This is a genomic window from Candidatus Manganitrophus morganii (assembly GCA_021651055.1).
Lineage (GTDB): Bacteria > Nitrospirota > Nitrospiria > SBBL01 > Manganitrophaceae > Manganitrophus > Manganitrophus morganii.
In genome coordinates this window covers 3,099,741-3,117,281 of sequence record JAJHOH010000001.1, presented here as the reverse complement: position 1 = coordinate 3,117,281, position 17,541 = coordinate 3,099,741, and the positions used below count along the sequence as shown (strand labels likewise).

Below are 17,541 nucleotides of genomic sequence, written 5' to 3'. Positions count from 1 at the left end.
AGAATAAAAAAGCCAACACTGTCAACGATGGAGGGTTCTTGATCGGTAGGGACGAGTCACGAGCCGCCCTCCTATCAGTACCGAAACATCAAACCTAATCTCCAAAAAAAAAGGGGGAGCGAAAGCTCCCCCTTTTACTATTTTTTTCGGCCGAGGCTTCTCTCATAGAGAAGCACCAACCAGGCCTCTTCATCGGTGATCACGCTTCCGACCATCGGCATCATCGCCGTTCCCGGACTCCCATGTTTAATCACCCAGAAGAGTTCCCCATCCGTACGCATCGCATGGAAGGCGGCGCTTGTGAAATTGCGGGGGGGAGGATCCAGCCCTGCGGCTGCCAACCCTTCCCCTGTCCCTTCCTTGCCATGACAGGTGAAACAGGTTCCTTTTCCCTCAAAGAGCGCTTTTCCTTTCGATATGTTCTCCGGAGTCGGCTTAAAGGGACTCTTCAAACTCTGAGCCTCTTTCAGACGATCCGCAGGAACCCTTGGTTTTGCCAGTTCCTCCTCGGCTGAAAACGCAAAGGAGGCCATCAAAACCAAAGTCAAAAGGATTGGGAAAAACCTTCTAAACACCTCTCATGCATCCGAACTTATGGCTGGTCGTGCAGGCTTCTCTCAAAAAGGATCACCAGCGCCATTTCTTCTTCGCTGATCACGCCGGGGACATAGGAGATCATCCCGGTGCCGGGGCTGCCGTTCTTGATCACCCAAGCAAACTCACCATCCGTCTTGCCCTTCAATTTCGGATTGTGGAAATTGCGGGGGGTGGGATCAAGGGCCGCGCCGGCAGGACCGTCACCGCGTCCTTCATTTCCGTGGCAGGTGAAGCAGGTTCCCTTTCCGTTGAAGATCTCTTTTCCTTTGGCAATATTATCAGGGGTCGCTTTCTGTGGATTCTTCCACGCTTTTGCGGCCGCCATCTGGTCCGCAGGAACACGCGGTGCTGTGGGATCTTTTTCTGCCGCCGAACCGATATTCACGCTAAACGCTGTTGCAACGAGCATTGCCAAACCGATCCGTCCAAACTTCATTTTGTTCCTCCTTGTTTATTTCTAATGAAGCTCTGCTGTCTGGTGTTACTGATCCGGTATTGCTGGTGCTTGTAGAGATCTCAGAAAGTGAAAAACACTCGCTCCCGCGCTCTGACTGTTAAGAATTCTCAGCTGGAAGGACAAGTGACCTTTTCGGAATAACAAGGCGATACTATATCGATTGACCCCCGGAGTGTCAAGTCTTTTTTGCAAAACTTGACACCTCATTCCTGATTCAGTAAGATCGGCTCACTCAAAATCGGACCCTGCGGATGATCCATCATAAAAATAATATCCTTGCCCTCATCCTGACCGCCTTCTTGTTTGCTTGTTCGCGTCGCCCTCCGGAAGGAATGGTCGCCGTTCCCGCCGGTGATTTTATGATGGGAACCGATGAGGTCGATGAGGCGCATTTTGCGGAAGAACAGGGGATCGTCAAACCCTGGTTTGTCGATGAAGGCCCGGCTCACAAGGTCTACCTGCCGCTGTATTATATCGACCGGACCGAAGTTACCAACGCGCAATACGCCGAATTTATTCGGTCGACGCGGCGCGCTCCTCCCGGCCATTGGGAAGATGGACAATACTTGAAAGGGAGTGATCTTTATCCGGTGGTGATGGTCCCCTGGCAGGATGCGCAGGACTACTGCCATTGGAAGGAGGGCCGGCTCCCGACCGAAGCGGAATGGGAAAAAGCGGCACGGGGTACAGACGGGAGACGATACCCCTGGGGAAGTGAATTCGATCCGATGAAGGCAAATGTCGGCGGACAATCTCAAGATCTGACCCCCGCCGGCCACTATCCCGCAGGCCAAAGTCCTTACGGCGCGGTGGATATGATCGGGAACGTCTGGGAATGGACGGCCGATTGGTATCATCCCTATCCCGGAAGCAAGTATCAGAGCAAGGAGTATGGAAAACAACTCAAGGTGATTCGAGGCAATTCTTGGTCGGCGATCGGCCATTTCCCCCCGGATGTCCAAAAAGAGTTGGTAAAACATCATTCAACCGTCTCATTCCGCCTTTACGCTCCTCCCGATTCCACCATCAGCGATGTCGGCTTCCGATGCGTCCGCCCCAGTTAGTTCAATCTCAGAGAGAGAATAAATGATCCCCTCCGATCGCCTGATAGTGGACCGCCCCAGTAGGGATCTCATTATCGAAACGCTTCCTATTCAAGGAACGTCGGCGACAGCCCTCTTTGAGCGGCTCGGGTGGAAGGAACACGCCGTTCTTTTTGAGGGGATGCGAGGGGGCTGGTTTAATGGGCGATTTTCACTCCTGGCGGGAAACCCATTTGCCGAATTCCGGAGCAAAGAAGAAACCAGTCGATTCAAAACGCTCGGCGAAGGAGTGGGAAACACTTACTTTCAGAAGGAAAACCCGATTTCCCATCTTCAGCAATGGCTCGATCGATTCCAATCTTCTCCTCTCGAAGGGTCCCTTTCTGAAATTCCGTTCCTACAAGGAGGATCGGCTGGATTCTTCAGCTATGATCTGGTCCGGCAGTGGGAGAACATCCCCGCCCCCTCGGTCCAAAATCGGACCCTTCCCGATTCCCTGTTCCTTTTCTTTAATCTCTTCGTCCTCCTCGATCATACAAGGGAACAACTCTATCTGGTCTATAATCCCCTTCCCGAGATCAAAATGGGGAGATCAGAAGAATCGGTTCATCGGGAGGGGCGAAAAAAACTGGCCGATTTACGATCGAGGCTCCGCTCTCCCCGACCATCTCAAGAAGACGAACTGCAAATTTTTTCGCCGGCCATTGAAGGAGAGGTTTCGGAAGGGGAGTATATTAAAATGGTCCTGCAGGCAAAGGAGTATATCGCCGCCGGAGACATTTTCCAGGCCAATCTCTCACACCGTTTTCGTATCGTTTTCCCCGCTCCCGCTCCTTTCCGGATCTATCGGCGGCTTCGCGAGATCAACCCTTCCCCTTTTTCCGCTTATCTCGATTTAGGCTCGATTCAGATTGCAAGCGGCTCGCCGGAACGGCTCGTCCGTGTAAGCACCTTGGGAGGGAAACGCCACGTCTCGACGCGACCCATCGCCGGAACCCATCCGCGCGGGGAAGATGAAGCAGCGGATCAGCGGATGATTCAATCCCTCTATAAAAGCGAGAAAGAACGGGCAGAGCATCTGATGCTGGTCGATTTGGAACGGAACGATCTTGGAAGGGTCTGCCGATACGGATCGATCGAAGTGGACGAGTTGATGTCGCTTGAAAAATACTCGCATGTTTTTCACCTGGTCTCAAATATCCACGGAGAGCTTCGGCCGGAGATGACCTTGACGGAGGTCGTGCAGGCGCTTTTCCCGGGAGGGACGATCACGGGGGTTCCGAAGGTTCGCTGTATGGAGATTCTCTCCGAGCTGGAGAAACGCGCCAGGGGCATTTACACCGGGGCCGTCGGCTATATCGACTTTACAGGGGAGATGGATCTAAACATCGCCATTCGGACCTGGGTCCGGCAGGGAGAGGAGATGACCTTTCAAGTGGGTGCCGGCATCGTCGCCGACTCCGATCCGGAGAAAGAATACCGAGAAACCCTTCAGAAGGCGGCCGCTTTGATAAAGGCGCTGGAACCATGAAACACGTGAGTCGCCAGGCCCTGACGCCCCACTCCTCCCCCTTCACGGCCGATTAGATGTGGATCTACCTCCAAGATCGATTTGTCCGAAAAGAAGAGGCAAAGATTTCCGTCTTCGATCATGGTTTTCTTTATGGGGACGGTCTCTTTGAAACCCTTCGCGCCTACGATGGGGTCCTCTTCCATCTCTCGCGGCATTTGGAACGATTAGCCCGGTCGGCCCGGCGATTGGAACTTCCCCTTCCTCCCTTTCCTCAGCTTGAGACCATTCTCTATGACACGCTGAAGCGAAACGCCCTTCGGGATGCAATTCTCCGTTTCACCTTTACCCGTGGAGAGGGGGAGATCGGCCTCGATCCGGCGCTGTGCGATAAACCGACACTGGTCGTCACGGCCCGGCCGTTCACCGGCTATCCATCGGAATATTATCTCGATGGAATTTCCGCCATCATCGTTCAGGTCCGGCGGAACGCGACGACGGCGCTCGATCCGGCCCTGAAATCAACCAGCTTCCTCAATAACGTGATGGCAAAATTAGAGGCGAAAAAAGGGGGAGCCGACGAAGGGCTTCTTCTGAATCCGGAAGGGTATCTCTCCGAAGGGACGACGAGCAATCTCTTCTGGGTACGGCGGGGAAAACTGGAAACCCCTTCACCGGCCGTGGGGCTTTTGGAGGGGATCACGCGGGAAGTGGTCATCGATCTGGCCCGGAAGAAGCATCTTCCGACCGAGGAGGGACTCTACCAGCCCGACGCGCTCTTCGAAGCCGAGGAGGCCTTTCTCACGAACAGCGGTTTTGAATTGATGCCGGTGACGCGGATCAACGGGAACCCGATCGGTAGCGGGAAACCGGGGCCGATCACCCGCCGGCTTCATCAAGCCTTCAAAGAGGTGATCAGAGAGCGATAAACCGCCTCTTTTAATGCCGTCATCCCGAACGGCCTGAAGAGAATTTCCACTTTTCTCTCTTCAAGGAGACGCCGCGCCTCCGGGTTGATCCGCTCCTCGGCCAAGAAAAGAATCTTCTCCGCCATCACCGGATACTCTTTAAGAAGCGCATCGTGGAACGCCAGTCCCGGCATGTCGGCGATCCCGAGGTCGGTCAAGATCAGATCATAATCCTCCGACCGAAGCCGCTCCAATGCAGCACGACCGCTCTCCACTCCCTCGACACGGAATCCCTCCGACCGCAAGATATAGGTGCACATTTCCAGGGCCGCATTGGAGTCATCGACGATGAGAATTCTCCTCCCCGCATAGCTCCCCCCTTTGGCCCCCTCAGCCACTCTCCGATCCCTTCCCTGTCCGTTGATCGGAAAGGTGACGATAAAGGTCACCCCCTCTCCGAATAAATTTTCGATGAGGATCTCCCCGCCATGCTCCTTGACGATCCCATAAGAAATGGAGAGCCCCAACCCAGTTCCGACGCCGACCTCTTTGGTCGTAAAGAACGGCTCAAAAACTTTCGGCAACACATCCGGGAGAATCCCTTGACCGGTATCGTGGAAGGAAATGGAAACAAGACCATTCCTACTCTCGCTGGCAATCGTCAACCGTAAAGGGCTGGTGCTCAACTTCTTCTTTTCAAGCAGCGCTTGGTGCGCATTATGGATGACGTTGAAAAAGACCTGCTGCATCTGGTGCGGATCGACCCATATGGGAGGGATGGAATCGGAGAGGTTCTCGATGATTTCAACACCGTCGGTTTCAAGCTGATACCGCTTGAGCTCAAGCGCTTTCCGGATAATATCGTTGATGTTGTTATAGCTCTTTTCGGCAGGATGGCGCCGGGCGAAGGTCAAAAGATTGCGGATGATTTCGGAACAGCTCATCGCCTCGCTGAATATTTTTTCGAGAAATTCGCGATCGCGCGGATTCTCGGTTGTCTCCAGCAAAAGCTGCGTAAACCCAACCACACTCGTGAGGGGGTTATTGATCTCATGGGCCACCCCGGAAACCAGCTCTCCGATGGCGGAAAGCTTTTCCGTTTGGATCAGCTGCCCCTGAAGCCGCCGCAGCTCCGTCACCTTCTGCTCCAGGTCCTGATACAACTTTACATTATCGATCGCGATGGCAACCTGTGAAGCGATCGTCGTCAGGAAATCGAGCCGCTCCTGCTGAATCCGCCCCGCCTCCACCGATTTGGGACAAAACAATCCGAGTACCCCAATGGCTTTCCCTTTGACCATCAAAGGAATTCCAATCATAGAGGTGATTCCGGAGCGCTCAGTCTCGTCCCGATAAACCAGGCGATGATCTTTCCGCACATCCGGAACAAAGATCAACTTCTCTTTTTCGAAGACCTCTCCTAAAACCCCCTGCCCCGGACGAAGGGTGAGCGATTTCAGAGAAATCTGATCCGAAAAACCGCGCGCGGCGACCACCTCCAAGAGCCGTTGAATCGGATTATACAACATGATCCAGACCGCCTCCGATTCAGTAATACCGGCGACATGATTCAAAATAATTTTGACAACCGTATCGATCGACAACGAGGAGGTCGTCGCCTGACTGAGTTGAAAAAGGGCCAACGCCTCTTTTTCCCTTCTCAAATGCGATTTCTGAAGCTGAATCCGCTCCAAAGCCAAACCGATCTGTCCGCCGACCGCCTCAAGCCATTTTTTTTCTCGCGGCGTCAGATCCATCGGCTGACTCGACCAGAATGAAAGAACCCCCACCACCCGCTCCGAAGACCGAAGCGGGACAGCGCCGCAGAGGGTCGTTCCCTCCTTTTGTAAAGACGGTAAAGAACCCTCCTGCTGGGCCTCTCCTCCCTTTGCAACCCTTTCGATAACTCCGTAACCTGACTTGGCTTGCCGTTCTTTTAAATCGGAGATCGACTCAAGAGGAAGCGCCACAGAGGCAGCCAGACCGAGTTCTTCTCCCTGCCAATCGACGAGAAAGAGCGCGCCGGCGGAAAGTGCCGGAAGCCGTTCCTGCACCTTTGCAAATACCTTTTTGAAAAGATCATCGACCTCCACCCCTTGCGTCATTAATACCGAAATCTCGTTGAGCGCATCAAGATCTTCGATGGAAGAGCGAAGCTCTTGTTGATGATCAAAACGGAAGAGGGCGAATAAAACCCCGCCGACCAGCAGGGAGAAAAGGAAAATAGACAAAGGGATCGAAGCGGGAGAGATATTTCTAGTGATCAGATATGCGAATAAAAGATAGGAAAAGGAGAGGACGAGAACCGCCGGAAGTATATACGGTCTGGTTTTGTTCTTCACATGAGGGTCCCAAAATTTAGACTTATATAAGGGAATCCCTCTTATTTGTCAATCGATACTTTGTGTGGAACCGTACTCCGCGGGGGCCCCAAAGTACCTCCGCTTTGGGGTTGCGTTGTGTCCGGTTTTTTTTCAACTTTCAATTTGGCGATCCGGCGGCCGTCCATGTCGACGATGGTGAATTTATAATCGCCATATCGAATAATTTCTCCCCCCTTCGGCATATTCTGCAACTGTGAGAGAGCAAATCCCCCCAACGTTTCATAATTAGCCGATTCCGGGATGGGAAGCCCATAATCGGTGTTGAGGTCTCGAACCGAAAGCGAGGCGTCGATCACCCAGGAGCCGTCCTTCAAGCGTTCGACGGGACGATCCTCAACGTCGTATTCATCTTGTATCTCACCGACAATTTCCTCCACCAAATCTTCCATCGTCACCAACCCTTCGACGCTTCCATATTCGTTGATGACAATGGCCATTTGAATCCTTCGCCGTTGAAGCTCCTTTAGAAGATGGCTCACCTGCATGGTTTCAGGAACGAAATAGGCCGGATGAAGGAGGTCTTTTAAATGAACGGCCTTTTCCTGAATCAAGGCCGACATGAGATCCTTAAAATAAAGAATTCCAGTGATGTCATTGATATTGGTTCGATAGACCGGATATCTCGAAAACTTATTTTCAGTCACATATTTCAGGATTTCTTGGAAAGGGGTATCAATCTGGACGGCATGGATCTTCGGACGCGGAACCATCACCTCTTTCACAGAAATATCATTAAACTCAAAAACACTATGGATCAGCTCCTGCTCTGTCTGGTTGAAAACCCCCTTTTCCCGGCCTTCTTTTAATAGGTATTTAATTTCCTCTTCAGAGATGAAGGTGCCTGGAATAACTTTTCCCCCAATCGGTTTCAGGACGAAACGAACCGACGTCGTCAGTATCCTTACAAAGGGTCCTAAAACCCGCGCCATCAGATCAAGCGGTTTCGCAAAGGCCAGGGCGATCTGTTCAGGATACTTCAGACTCAACGATTTTGGGACGAGCTCGCCTAAGATCAACGAAAGATATGAGATGACAATGACCATTACGGAGATGGAGGCCGCCTCACTGAATCGATTCAGTAGGGGAATTTTGTCAAAAATTGGACGGATCGACTCCACGGCAACGGCACCGCCGACGGCTGCAGCAGCAGAACCGACCAGAGTAACGCCGATTTGAACGGTTGCAAGGAACCGTTCCGGTTCACTCTGAAGATGATAGAGAATCCCTGCGCGAGTATTCCCTTTTTCCGAAAGACTCTTGATGTTGCTCTTTCGGGCGGTGATCACGGCAATTTCTGCGGCCGAAAAAAACGCATTGATCAGAATTAATATAACGATCAGCGTCAGTTCGAGTGTCATAAAGTTGTTCTCCTTCGCTTAACATAGCACAAAATCCTAGGTCGAACAAGAATAAGAATTCGCTTGACAGCTGAAGCGCTATCGTTTATAAATCTATAAAATACTTAATCTCTATCGGAATAGTAGGGTATATGGTCCATTTCTCGGCAAAGAGTGAATATGCTGTTTTAGCCATTCTCGCCCTTTCTCTTCACTCCGGGGAGGGCCCTCTCCAGGTCAGGGCGATCGCCCAAAAAGAGAGAATCCCCCTCCGTTTTTTAGAACAGGTGATGAATCATCTCAAGAAGCGTGGTTTCGTCGAGAGTGTGCGAGGTCCCCATGGCGGCTACCGCTTAACCCGGCCTCCGGACCAGATCCGCTTAGGAGAGGTGCTTCAAGCGATGGAGGGTCCCCTCGTCGAAATCGACTCCGCCCAGCGCCGCCAGCGGGAGTCGCTGAATGGGACCAATGGGGAGATCGACAACATCCTCATCAGGGAAGTCTGGCAAGAGGTAAACACCTCGCTGAGAGATCATCTTGATTCGATCAATTTTAAAGACCTCTCTGAAAGAAAAAAGGAGTTGGAAGGAAAGCAGACGTTGATGTTTCATATTTAGCGAATCGTTCATAAGAAGCATGAAAAAGTGAGACCCCTTAGAAAGTAACCATGAACCCTATCGATATCAGTTCGATCGTCCTAATCTCAATCACACTCATTGCAGCCGTCGTGAATGGCGCGCTGGGGTATGGTTTTTCTTCAATTACGGTCCCGGTCGCCCTCATTTTTTATACCAATCGCATCCTCAACCCGGCGCTGGTCTTGATCGAAGTGGTCGTCAACATCTACGTCCTCATCATTAATAGAGAAAGCGTTCCGACCGTTTGGCGGCGAGTTTATCCGATTTTGGCCGGTCTGGCGCCCGGCGTGGCGATCGGCAGCTATCTCCTCTCCTCGATTCAACCCGGCTGGATTAAGTTCTTCACCTATCTCTTTCTCCTCCCGCTGATCCTGATTCAGGCGGCGGGAATTCGGAGGCCGATCCAATCGGAGCGGGCCCTCGGCGTTCCATTCGGCACCGGCATCGGGTTCCTCTACTCCGTCACGACCGTCTCCGGCCCTCCCCTCGCCGTCTTTTTTAACAACCAAGGTTTCGTGAAAAAGGAGTTTCGCGCCGCCCTCGGAATTATCCGCGTCGCCGAGTCGAGCCTGACCGCCCTCGCTTATTACTATCTGGGGCTTTATTCGATCGAAAGCAAGGCGATCCTCTCGACCATCATTCCGAGTGTGATCATCGGCATCCCGGTCGGCGCCTTCTTGATTCGACAGATGGACGCGGAAACCTTCCGTCGTATCTGCATGAGCTTCGATGTCTGGGTCGTCGGTTTCGGCCTCTCCCGGGTTTTGATTGATTTGCAACTGATCGTCAGCCCGTTTGCCTACGGCGTAATGCTCTCCGCGCTCGTGGTCGACGGCTATCTTCTCTACACCTTCTTTACCCGGCGCAAACCGATTGAGATCCAATCCGAAAATCCAGAGATAACACCGGAGGTGATCCCTTCGGTTCAGGGCATCTCTCCGGTAGAGAGCCGATGGAGCCAGAAAGAATAATCAATCTCAGCAAATGTAACAACAGAAAGGAGCCTATGGAACGGAAGATCATCGAGACCGATATCCTCATCATCGGCGGGGGAACCGCCGGATGTATGGCGGCAGTGGAGGCAAAAGAACGTTACCCGCAACTGAATGTGACGATCCTGGAGAAAGCCCATATCGACCGAAGCGGCTGCCTCGCCGGCGGGATGAACGCCATCAACGCCTATTTGAACAAGGGGGAGACCCCCGAGAGCTTCGTCCGGTATGTCCGGTCCGACTCGTGCGGATTGATCCGGGAAGACCTGGTCAAGACGATGTCGGAGCTCTTCGAATATTGCGTAAAGAAGGTTGAGAAGTGGGGCCTGCCGATCCTCTGTGACGATCAGGGAAATTATCTTCCGCGGGGACGATGGAACATCAAAATCAACGGCGAATCGCTCAAGCCGATCCTTGCCAAAGCAGCCCGCTCGGCGGGGGCGCAGGTCTACAACTGGGTCACCGTAACCAACCTCCTCACGGATGGAGACCGGATCGCGGGGGCGGTCGGGTTTTCGCTCCGAAACGGCACTTTCTATGTCGTCAAAGCCAAGGCGACAATCATCGCAACCGGCGGCGCGGCGGGACTCTATCGGCCAAACAATCCGGGCGATGCCTCGCACAAGACATGGTATTGCCCCTACAACACGGGAGCGGGATACGCCATGGGAATCCGGGCGGGCGCAGAGATGACCTCGTTCGAGATGCGCTACGTCGCCCTCCGGACGAAAGACACCATCGCCCCGACCGGCACGATCGCCCTCGGCGTGAAAGCACCGCAGGTCAACGCCAAAGGGGAGCAGTTCATGAAAACCCGCTACGCCCACCTCGGCGGCGACGGCGCCCCCACCCCTTATCGGACGTACGGCCCATTGATGGAAATCAAGGAAGGACGCGGCCCGGTCTATCTCGACACCCGCGGCCTCACGGCGGAACAGGTTCGAGAGCTGAAGTCAGCTTATCTCGACATGTATCCCTCGATGGTCCTCTATTGGGCCGCCAACAACATCGATCCTTCCAAAGAGCCGATCGAAGTCCAAACGACCGAGCCCTATATCGTCGGCGGCCATTGCCAGGCCGGCTACTGGGTCGACGGCGAGCGCCGGACCACTTTGAAAGGACTCTATGCCGCCGGAGATGTCGCCGGAGGCGCCCCTTATAAATTCGTCTCCGGATGCTGGGCGGAGGGGGTCATTGCCGCCCGGGCCGCCGGGGCCGATATCGCGAACATGCCGCCGATCACCGTTTCGGATCAGCAGATCGCGGCGGAGGAAGCGCGCGCTTTCGAGGCGATCAAGCGGCCCGGCAAAGTGCGCTACCCTATTCTCCCCACCGACATGGAAGCCCGGCTTCAGAAATTGCTGGAGCAGTATGCCGGCGGCGCCTCGACCTATTATGAGATGAACGAAGAGATGCTCCAGATCGCGCGGCAGCGGCTGGCCAAATTCCCGGCCGACTTCGATCACCTGGTCGCAAACGACCTTCATCAGCTGATGAAGGTGCACGAAATCATGGACCGGGTCGATGTCGCCCAGACATTGGTCGAGCACCTTCTCCACCGGAGAGAGACCCGCTGGCCGTCGTATCAGACCCGAACCGATTATCCGGAACGGGACGATGTGAATTGGCTGAAGTTCGTCAACTCCCGGCGCGATCCGAAAACCGGGAACATCGAGGTCCTGACACGGCCCTACGAGCAGGTCATCCCTGGAGATCGATATAAACCATAGGACAGGGTGTGTAGGGGTGTTGGGTATAGGGTGTAGTCAAACTGCCCCCTGCCCCCTACCCCCTACCCCCTACCCCCTCTCTTTAAATTTAAGGAGAACGCATGCCTGTTTGGGTAGATCCAGAAAAGTGCAACGGCTGTCATGGAGCCAGCCAGCCCCCCTGTCTTCGGATGTGTCCGGGTGACCTGATCGTCAAGGACCACACCGCCAATAAGGCCTATTTGAAATATCCGGAAGATTGCTGGGACTGCCTCCCCTGCGTCAAAGTCTGTCCCGAAGAGGCGATCGAGTTTCATCTCGCCTACCAGTTCGGAGGGAAGGGCGCCAAGCTGATTCCCCACATCCATAAATCGCACGATCAGATCTCCTGGGAGCTGATCGATACGCAGGGAAACAGCGAGACGTTCACCATCCGAACCAAACTGATGCCGGTGGCGCTCGATGAAAAGGTCGAAGGGGGAACACAGACGCTCGACTTTTCGATTTAATAACAAAAAGCGATCAGCAAACAGCTTTCAGCCATCAGCTTAAAGATTTTGATCTTAAGCTGAATGCTGACGGCTGAGCGCTGACAGCTTCTTCTCACAATTAAGGAGTTAAAGCATGGCTATTTCCATTCCGCACGGCGGCAGATTGATCAACCGTTTTGTTGATCCGAAGGAGGTCGATCGGCTCACGCAAAAGGCCGCTCAAATGAAAAAGATCGAGTTGACCCCGCGCGAGATCTCCGATCTGGAGCTGATCGCAATCGGCGTCTTCTCCCCCCTGGAAGGATTCATGGGGAGCGCCGATTACCAGAGCGTGCTGGATCGGATGCGGCTCGCGAATGGCCTCCCCTGGAGCCTCCCGATCACCCTCTCGGTCACCGCCGCCGAAGCCGCCGAATTGAAGCCAGGGATGGAAGTGGCCTTGATCCAGGAAACCGGGCTGCCGCTCGCCATTCTGAAGATCGACGAAATCTACCCCTTCGATAAAGAGAAAGAGGCGCTCACCGCGTACGGAACGAACGACGCCAGCCACCCCGGCGTCGCCTACACACAGACCCTCGGCGACTTTTATCTCGGAGGCAAGATCGAGATGCTCCGCCGCTCGCCGATCCAGCGCTTTCACGAGCACCAGATGGACCCGGCGCAGACGCGCAAGCTCTTCGAGGAGAAAGGATGGAAGCGGATCGTCGCCTTCCAGACCCGCAACCCGATCCATCGCGCCCACGAGTATATTCAGAAGTGTGCCCTGGAGATCACCGACGGCCTCCTGCTGCACCCGATCGTCGGGGAGACGAAGAGCGACGATGTCCCCGCCGATGTCCGGATGCGTTGCTACAAAGTGCTCCTCGAGAACTACTACCCGAAAGACCGGACGATCCTCGCCGTCTTCCCGGCGGCGATGCGCTATGCCGGCCCCAAGGAAGCGATCTTCCACGCCATCTGCCGGAAGAACTATGGGGTGACCCACTTCATCGTCGGCCGCGATCACGCCGGCGTCGGCAATTTCTACGGCTCGTTCGATGCGCATCACATCTTTCAGAAATTTACGCTGGAGGAGCTCGGCATCCAACCGCTCTTCTTCGATCACACCTTCTACTGCAAGCGCTGCCTCGGGATGGTCTCGGCCAAGACCTGCCCGCACGATTCGTCGGAACATATCGCCCTCTCCGGAACCAAAGTGCGCGAGATGCTCCGCGGCGGGATCAAACCGCCCCCCGAGTTCAGCCGCGCCGAGGTCGCCGCGATTTTGATCGAGGCGATGTCTGATCCAGCCCGCCAACCGAAATAAAGAGGGACGACATCTTCGGGCAAAACTGCGGGGTTGATCGACCTCCGTCTGCCCGAAGGAGGCGCAGGGGCAGCGTCATAAGATATGAATAAATAAATCAAAAACCCCCCTCCTGTCTCCGACGAAAAACGAACCTAAAGTTCCGAAAACGGACAAATTCATTGACATGGTTCTCCCATTGTTATAAGATTCGGGCCATATTTATTCGGAGTGCCGGAAATGTCCCCAGAAGCTCAAAAAGATTTAAAAACAATCCTTAAAAAAATTCACTTTACAGACGACGCCCAGGTCATGAAGCAGCTGGTCGACCAATCCCTTCAGGTCAAAATTCGGATGGGTCAGATCCGGCGGAAAATCGTGATCATGAGCGGAAAAGGGGGGGTCGGTAAGAGCATGACCACCGCCAATATCTCCCTCGCCTTTGCGCGACAGGGGAACAAGGTCGGGGTCCTTGATGTCGATTTAAACGGTCCCTGCATTCCGAAGATGCTCGGTGTCAGAGATCGCTTCGAGTTCACCTCCGAAGGTGCGATCCCGCCGGTCGGGCCGTATGAAATGAAGGTCGCTTCGATGGATTTTTTTCTTCGCCAGGAAGACTCTCCGGTTCGCTGGAAAGGGCCGATGGAGCTCTCGCCCGTCTGGCTCGGATTGATGGAGATGAACGTGATCCGCGAATTTTTGGGGGATGTGAACTGGGGCGAGATCGATTATCTCTTCACCGATCTTCCCCCCGGCGCCGCCGCCGATAAGCCGCCGGTGATCGCCGGATTCATCCCGGAGCTCGACGGCGCGGTCGTCGTCACCACCCCTTCCGAAGTCGCCAAAACCGTCGTGAAGAAATCGATCGTTTATGCCCGCGATCTCGGCATTCCGATTATCGGCTTGGTCGAAAACATGAGCGGCGCCCTCTGCCCGGAATGCAAAACCGCCGTTCCTTTCTTCGAGGGAGGGTGCGAAGACCTCTGCGAAGAGCTCGATGTTCCCCTGTTGGGAAAGATCCCCTTCGACCGCGAATTGTCGCACGCGTGTGACACGGGCGAGCCGCTCGCAGCGGCGCATCCGATTTCGAAGCGGTTCGATGAGATCGCCAACCGGATCCAACAGCTCTTGGATTATAAAAAGATCGTCGCCGAAAAATTGTAGCGTCCCACAAATCTCTGATTTTTCCTTTTACGGAGGACCCCATGAAGTTCGTATGTATGAAGTGTGAAAGTTTCATGACCTTTGAGAATGTCCAAGTCCCGGGAGAACAATCGCTCGGCGTAACCTTCGCCTGCCCGACCTGTAATGCCAAGGTCGCGATGGTGACCAACCCCGGCGAGACGGCGATGGTCCAGGCGCTCGGCGTGAAGCTGGGCGGACGAACCGCCCCGGCCGAGCCGATGGAGTTGACACGGCAGACATTGAAAGAAACCCCCGACAACTTCAGCAAGCCGGCCCCTTCTCCCGCGGTCCAGAAAGAAATGATGGCGGCCGAGATGGCCAAGGCCTCTTCCTCCGGCGGCGGGACCTGTCCCTTCTCCAGCATGGTCGCCCAGATGCAGGGGGGAGCCAAGCAGGAAGCGGCGACCGGGGAATTGACCTGGACCGCAGAAGCGAAGGAGCGGATCGAGAAGGTCCCCTCGTTCATGCGGCCGATGATTCAGATGGGAATCGAAAGCTACGCCCGGCGCAGCGGGCTCTCGACGATCACCCCGGAAGTCATGGACGCCTCCAAAAATGATCAAGGCGAGATGGTCTGGTCGAAGGAGGCGGAAAGCCGCCTCGACAACATCCCCTCTTTCATCCGCCCGATGGCCAAAAAAGAGATCGAGCGGATGGCCAAAGAGCGGGGACAGACGCAGATCACCGCCGATCTGATGGAAGAAGCCAAATCGAAGTTCATCGGGATGGGTTATTAAGCGGGCGACCATGTCGACGACGATGGACGCCCAAACGTTTATCCACTCCCTTGAGGAAGAGATCCTGCATCATGAAGCGGTGCATCATCCCTTCCTCAAGCGCTTCGCCTCCGAGAAGCTGACGGTCGAGCAGATCCAGACCTTCGGCCTGCAGCATTATCAGCTGGTCAAGGTCTTCGTCAACTACATGACCAACCTGCTGCCGAAGATTCCGGACAAAGACGCCGCCGATCTTTTCCGGACCGTCTTCGACGACGAGTTCGGCCAGCACACCATCTTCCGAAGCCACCCCGCCCTTTATCGAAATTTCCTGAAGGCGCTCGGTCTCCCCGACGAAGCCTGGGGCAGGGTGAGGATCCTCCCGGAGACATCCCGCTTCATCGAGGGCCACAAGGAGATGACCCGAGGAAAGGATTTCCTCTTCGCCCTCGGCGCCATCGGCCCCGGACACGAGTTTTCCATCCCGACGATGTTCGCCTATTTAATTGAAGGGCTCAAGAAGAACACGAGCCTGACCGATGAAGATGTCGAGTACTTCTCGCTTCATATCGTCGAAGATGTCGAGCACGCCGTCGTCTTCAACAAGCTGATCTCCCGCCACGTCGAAACCGAAGAGGGCCAAAAGCGCCTCCGCAACGGCGCCCTGCAATCGCTCGCCTACCGGAAAACCTTCTGGGACGGGCTCCACCGGGCGGTCTTCGGCGCTTGATCCTTTTCTGATCACCCGCCCCACTCAAGAAAGATCGAACCGATTCATTTCTTCTCACTTCCGAATTCATTGCCATTCCACTCCGATAAAAAAACAAAAGAGCATCTCTCCTCACCTCATTTCTACTGGCACTCATTTTGCTGTTTCACCAGACACGTCGAGCAGTGCGCTTTCTTCTAAAACCTCAATCCAATAAAACAACCTCTAACCGAAGGAGTGAGAAATGGCGATGAACCCATTCAAAGAGAGAGGGATCCCTCTGGAAAAACAGATCCGAAACTGGAAGCAGATCGCCCTGCTCCCCTATCGAAAACAGCAGGTCGATGCCTATACCCGCACCCGGATTATCCTCATGAACGGAATCGAGAACGAAGGGTGGTTCTTCAAACATTCCTTCGCCCGAAACACCGACAATAAGGAGATTCAGGCGCGCCTCGCCGAAACGCGGCGGGTGGAGCACCAGCAGCAGGTCACGATCAACTGGCTCAACCCGCCGGACCAGACAATTTTGGAGACGAGCATCGCCTACGAGCAGGTGGCGATCGATCTCACCGCCTACTTGGCCCGCACCGAGCCCGATCCTTACGTAAAGGAAGTGTTCGATTTCGGACTTCTTGAAGATTTCGATCATCTATTTCGTTTCGCCCAGATGCTCGACCTGATCGAGGGGAAAGATCCGGACGAAATCCTTCAAGGAAAAACGGATGTTTTTCCCGGCAGGCCCACACAGGATCATCACAACGATCCGATCCTTCGCCTGCGAAAACACTACGAGAAGAACCAGGCGAATCCGATCTCGAAAGCGAACATCCTCACCCTCCTCTCGGCGGAGCAGCAGACCGCCCTCTTCTATAAAGAACATGGGTTTGAGTATGGGAGTCCCGATTTAAGGGAGCTGTACGCCGAAATTTCGGAGGTCGAAGAGGAGCATGTCACGCAGTATGAATCGCTGATGGATCCCAACGAAACCTGGCATGAGAAATGGGTCTGCCATGAATTTGTGGAGTGCGCCAATTATTATGCCTGCTACACGACGGAAGTCGATCCGAAGCTGAAGCAGATCTGGGAGATGTTCCTCGGCTACGAATTGGAACATTTGAGGATCTCCGGCGAGATGCTCAAGAAGTACGACAAACGCGATCCGGAAGAGATCGTCGGAACAACCCTTCCGACCCCCGGCACGTTTGAGGAAAACAAAGCGTATGTCGCCGATGTCCTCTTCAACACGGTCAACAAACGATTGATGCCCGACGGCGCGTTCGCGCGAATCGACGCGCTTCCGAGCAACTGGCCGAGCTACGCCTATCAACGGATCGTCAACGCGTCCGGAGCCCCTTCTGAGGAGGTCGTTCGACTGAGAATGGAGTCGGCCGGACAGGAGCTCGTCCGGGCAAGCGAAGCATTAGCGAAGCGGACCGCCGAGATCCGCCTGAGATCACTCGACGCCGAGAAAGCCCCCAACACGGCGCCGGAGCGGGCCGAGGAGGTGAAGCCGCAATACGGGGCGCGGGCGGCGTAATTGTCCCGTTTATCAGTCAGGGCTTTATCATTGAAGGCCG

16 protein-coding genes are annotated in these 17,541 nt (G+C 54.5%); 12 read left to right on the top strand and 4 right to left on the bottom strand.

The features are described from left to right. Positions 1 to 137: 137 nt before the first annotated feature. The gene (locus MCM46_14405) at positions 138 to 452 is read right to left on the bottom strand and encodes a c-type cytochrome (protein MCG3113005.1); all 315 of its coding nucleotides are present in this window, start codon (positions 450 to 452) and stop codon (positions 138 to 140) included. A 140-nt stretch (positions 453 to 592) separates the two neighbouring features. After that, entirely contained in the window at positions 593 to 1,033 is a 441-nt protein-coding gene (locus tag MCM46_14400; GenBank protein MCG3113004.1) for a c-type cytochrome, read from the bottom strand. Between the two features lie 272 nt (positions 1,034 to 1,305). Here MCM46_14400 and MCM46_14395 point away from each other — a divergent pair, with 272 nt between their 5' ends. From MCM46_14395 to MCM46_14385, 3 genes are read left to right on the top strand one after another with little or no spacing between them, the layout of a single operon-like run. Beyond that, on the top strand, positions 1,306 to 2,118 hold the full coding sequence (locus tag MCM46_14395; protein ID MCG3113003.1) for a formylglycine-generating enzyme family protein: 813 nt from the start codon (positions 1,306 to 1,308) through the stop codon (positions 2,116 to 2,118). 22 nt (positions 2,119 to 2,140) lie between these two features. Next, positions 2,141 to 3,628, top strand: a complete 1,488-nt coding sequence (locus tag MCM46_14390; GenBank protein MCG3113002.1) for an anthranilate synthase component I family protein — start codon at positions 2,141 to 2,143, stop codon at positions 3,626 to 3,628. A 56-nt stretch (positions 3,629 to 3,684) separates the two neighbouring features. Then, on the top strand, positions 3,685 to 4,536 hold the full coding sequence (locus tag MCM46_14385) for an aminotransferase class IV (GenBank protein MCG3113001.1): 852 nt from the start codon (positions 3,685 to 3,687) through the stop codon (positions 4,534 to 4,536). Here MCM46_14385 and MCM46_14380 read toward each other — a convergent pair. Both MCM46_14380 and MCM46_14375 read right to left on the bottom strand, forming a co-directional pair. After that, positions 4,503 to 6,857, bottom strand: coding sequence for a GAF domain-containing protein (locus MCM46_14380; protein MCG3113000.1), 2,355 nt, complete (start codon positions 6,855 to 6,857; stop codon positions 4,503 to 4,505). The genes MCM46_14385 and MCM46_14380 overlap by 34 nt on opposite strands. Positions 6,858 to 6,898: 41 nt before the next feature. Continuing rightward, a complete protein-coding gene (locus tag MCM46_14375; GenBank protein ID MCG3112999.1) occupies positions 6,899 to 8,257 on the bottom strand; it encodes a hemolysin family protein in 1,359 nt (452 codons plus the stop codon). A gap of 131 nt (positions 8,258 to 8,388) precedes the next feature. Here MCM46_14375 and MCM46_14370 point away from each other — a divergent pair, with 131 nt between their 5' ends. The 9 genes from MCM46_14370 (at position 8,389) to MCM46_14330 (ending at position 17,501) form a co-directional block, all read left to right on the top strand. Then, a complete protein-coding gene (locus MCM46_14370; protein ID MCG3112998.1) occupies positions 8,389 to 8,853 on the top strand; it encodes an Rrf2 family transcriptional regulator in 465 nt (154 codons plus the stop codon). A gap of 50 nt (positions 8,854 to 8,903) precedes the next feature. Beyond that, on the top strand, positions 8,904 to 9,845 hold the full coding sequence (locus MCM46_14365) for a sulfite exporter TauE/SafE family protein (protein ID MCG3112997.1): 942 nt from the start codon (positions 8,904 to 8,906) through the stop codon (positions 9,843 to 9,845). 35 nt (positions 9,846 to 9,880) lie between these two features. Further along, positions 9,881 to 11,596, top strand: coding sequence for an adenylyl-sulfate reductase subunit alpha (locus tag MCM46_14360; GenBank protein MCG3112996.1), 1,716 nt, complete (start codon positions 9,881 to 9,883; stop codon positions 11,594 to 11,596). A gap of 101 nt (positions 11,597 to 11,697) precedes the next feature. Next, complete coding sequence (locus MCM46_14355) at positions 11,698 to 12,084, top strand: 4Fe-4S binding protein (GenBank protein ID MCG3112995.1); 387 nt, start codon at positions 11,698 to 11,700, stop codon at positions 12,082 to 12,084. Positions 12,085 to 12,199: 115 nt separating this feature from the next. Next, positions 12,200 to 13,372 carry a sulfate adenylyltransferase gene (sat, locus tag MCM46_14350; GenBank protein MCG3112994.1) on the top strand — a complete coding sequence of 391 codons (1,173 nt, stop codon included), beginning with the start codon at positions 12,200 to 12,202 and terminating at the stop codon, positions 13,370 to 13,372. A gap of 219 nt (positions 13,373 to 13,591) precedes the next feature. Then, positions 13,592 to 14,515: an Mrp/NBP35 family ATP-binding protein gene (locus tag MCM46_14345; GenBank protein ID MCG3112993.1), complete on the top strand. Its 924-nt coding sequence runs from the start codon at positions 13,592 to 13,594 to the stop codon at positions 14,513 to 14,515. 41 nt (positions 14,516 to 14,556) lie between these two features. Further along, on the top strand, positions 14,557 to 15,273 hold the full coding sequence (locus tag MCM46_14340; GenBank protein ID MCG3112992.1) for a PCP reductase family protein: 717 nt from the start codon (positions 14,557 to 14,559) through the stop codon (positions 15,271 to 15,273). Between the two features lie 10 nt (positions 15,274 to 15,283). After that, positions 15,284 to 15,982, top strand: coding sequence for an iron-containing redox enzyme family protein (locus MCM46_14335; protein MCG3112991.1), 699 nt, complete (start codon positions 15,284 to 15,286; stop codon positions 15,980 to 15,982). A 223-nt stretch (positions 15,983 to 16,205) separates the two neighbouring features. After that, the gene (locus tag MCM46_14330) at positions 16,206 to 17,501 is read left to right on the top strand and encodes a ferritin-like domain-containing protein (GenBank protein ID MCG3112990.1); all 1,296 of its coding nucleotides are present in this window, start codon (positions 16,206 to 16,208) and stop codon (positions 17,499 to 17,501) included. Positions 17,502 to 17,541 lie beyond the last annotated feature (40 nt).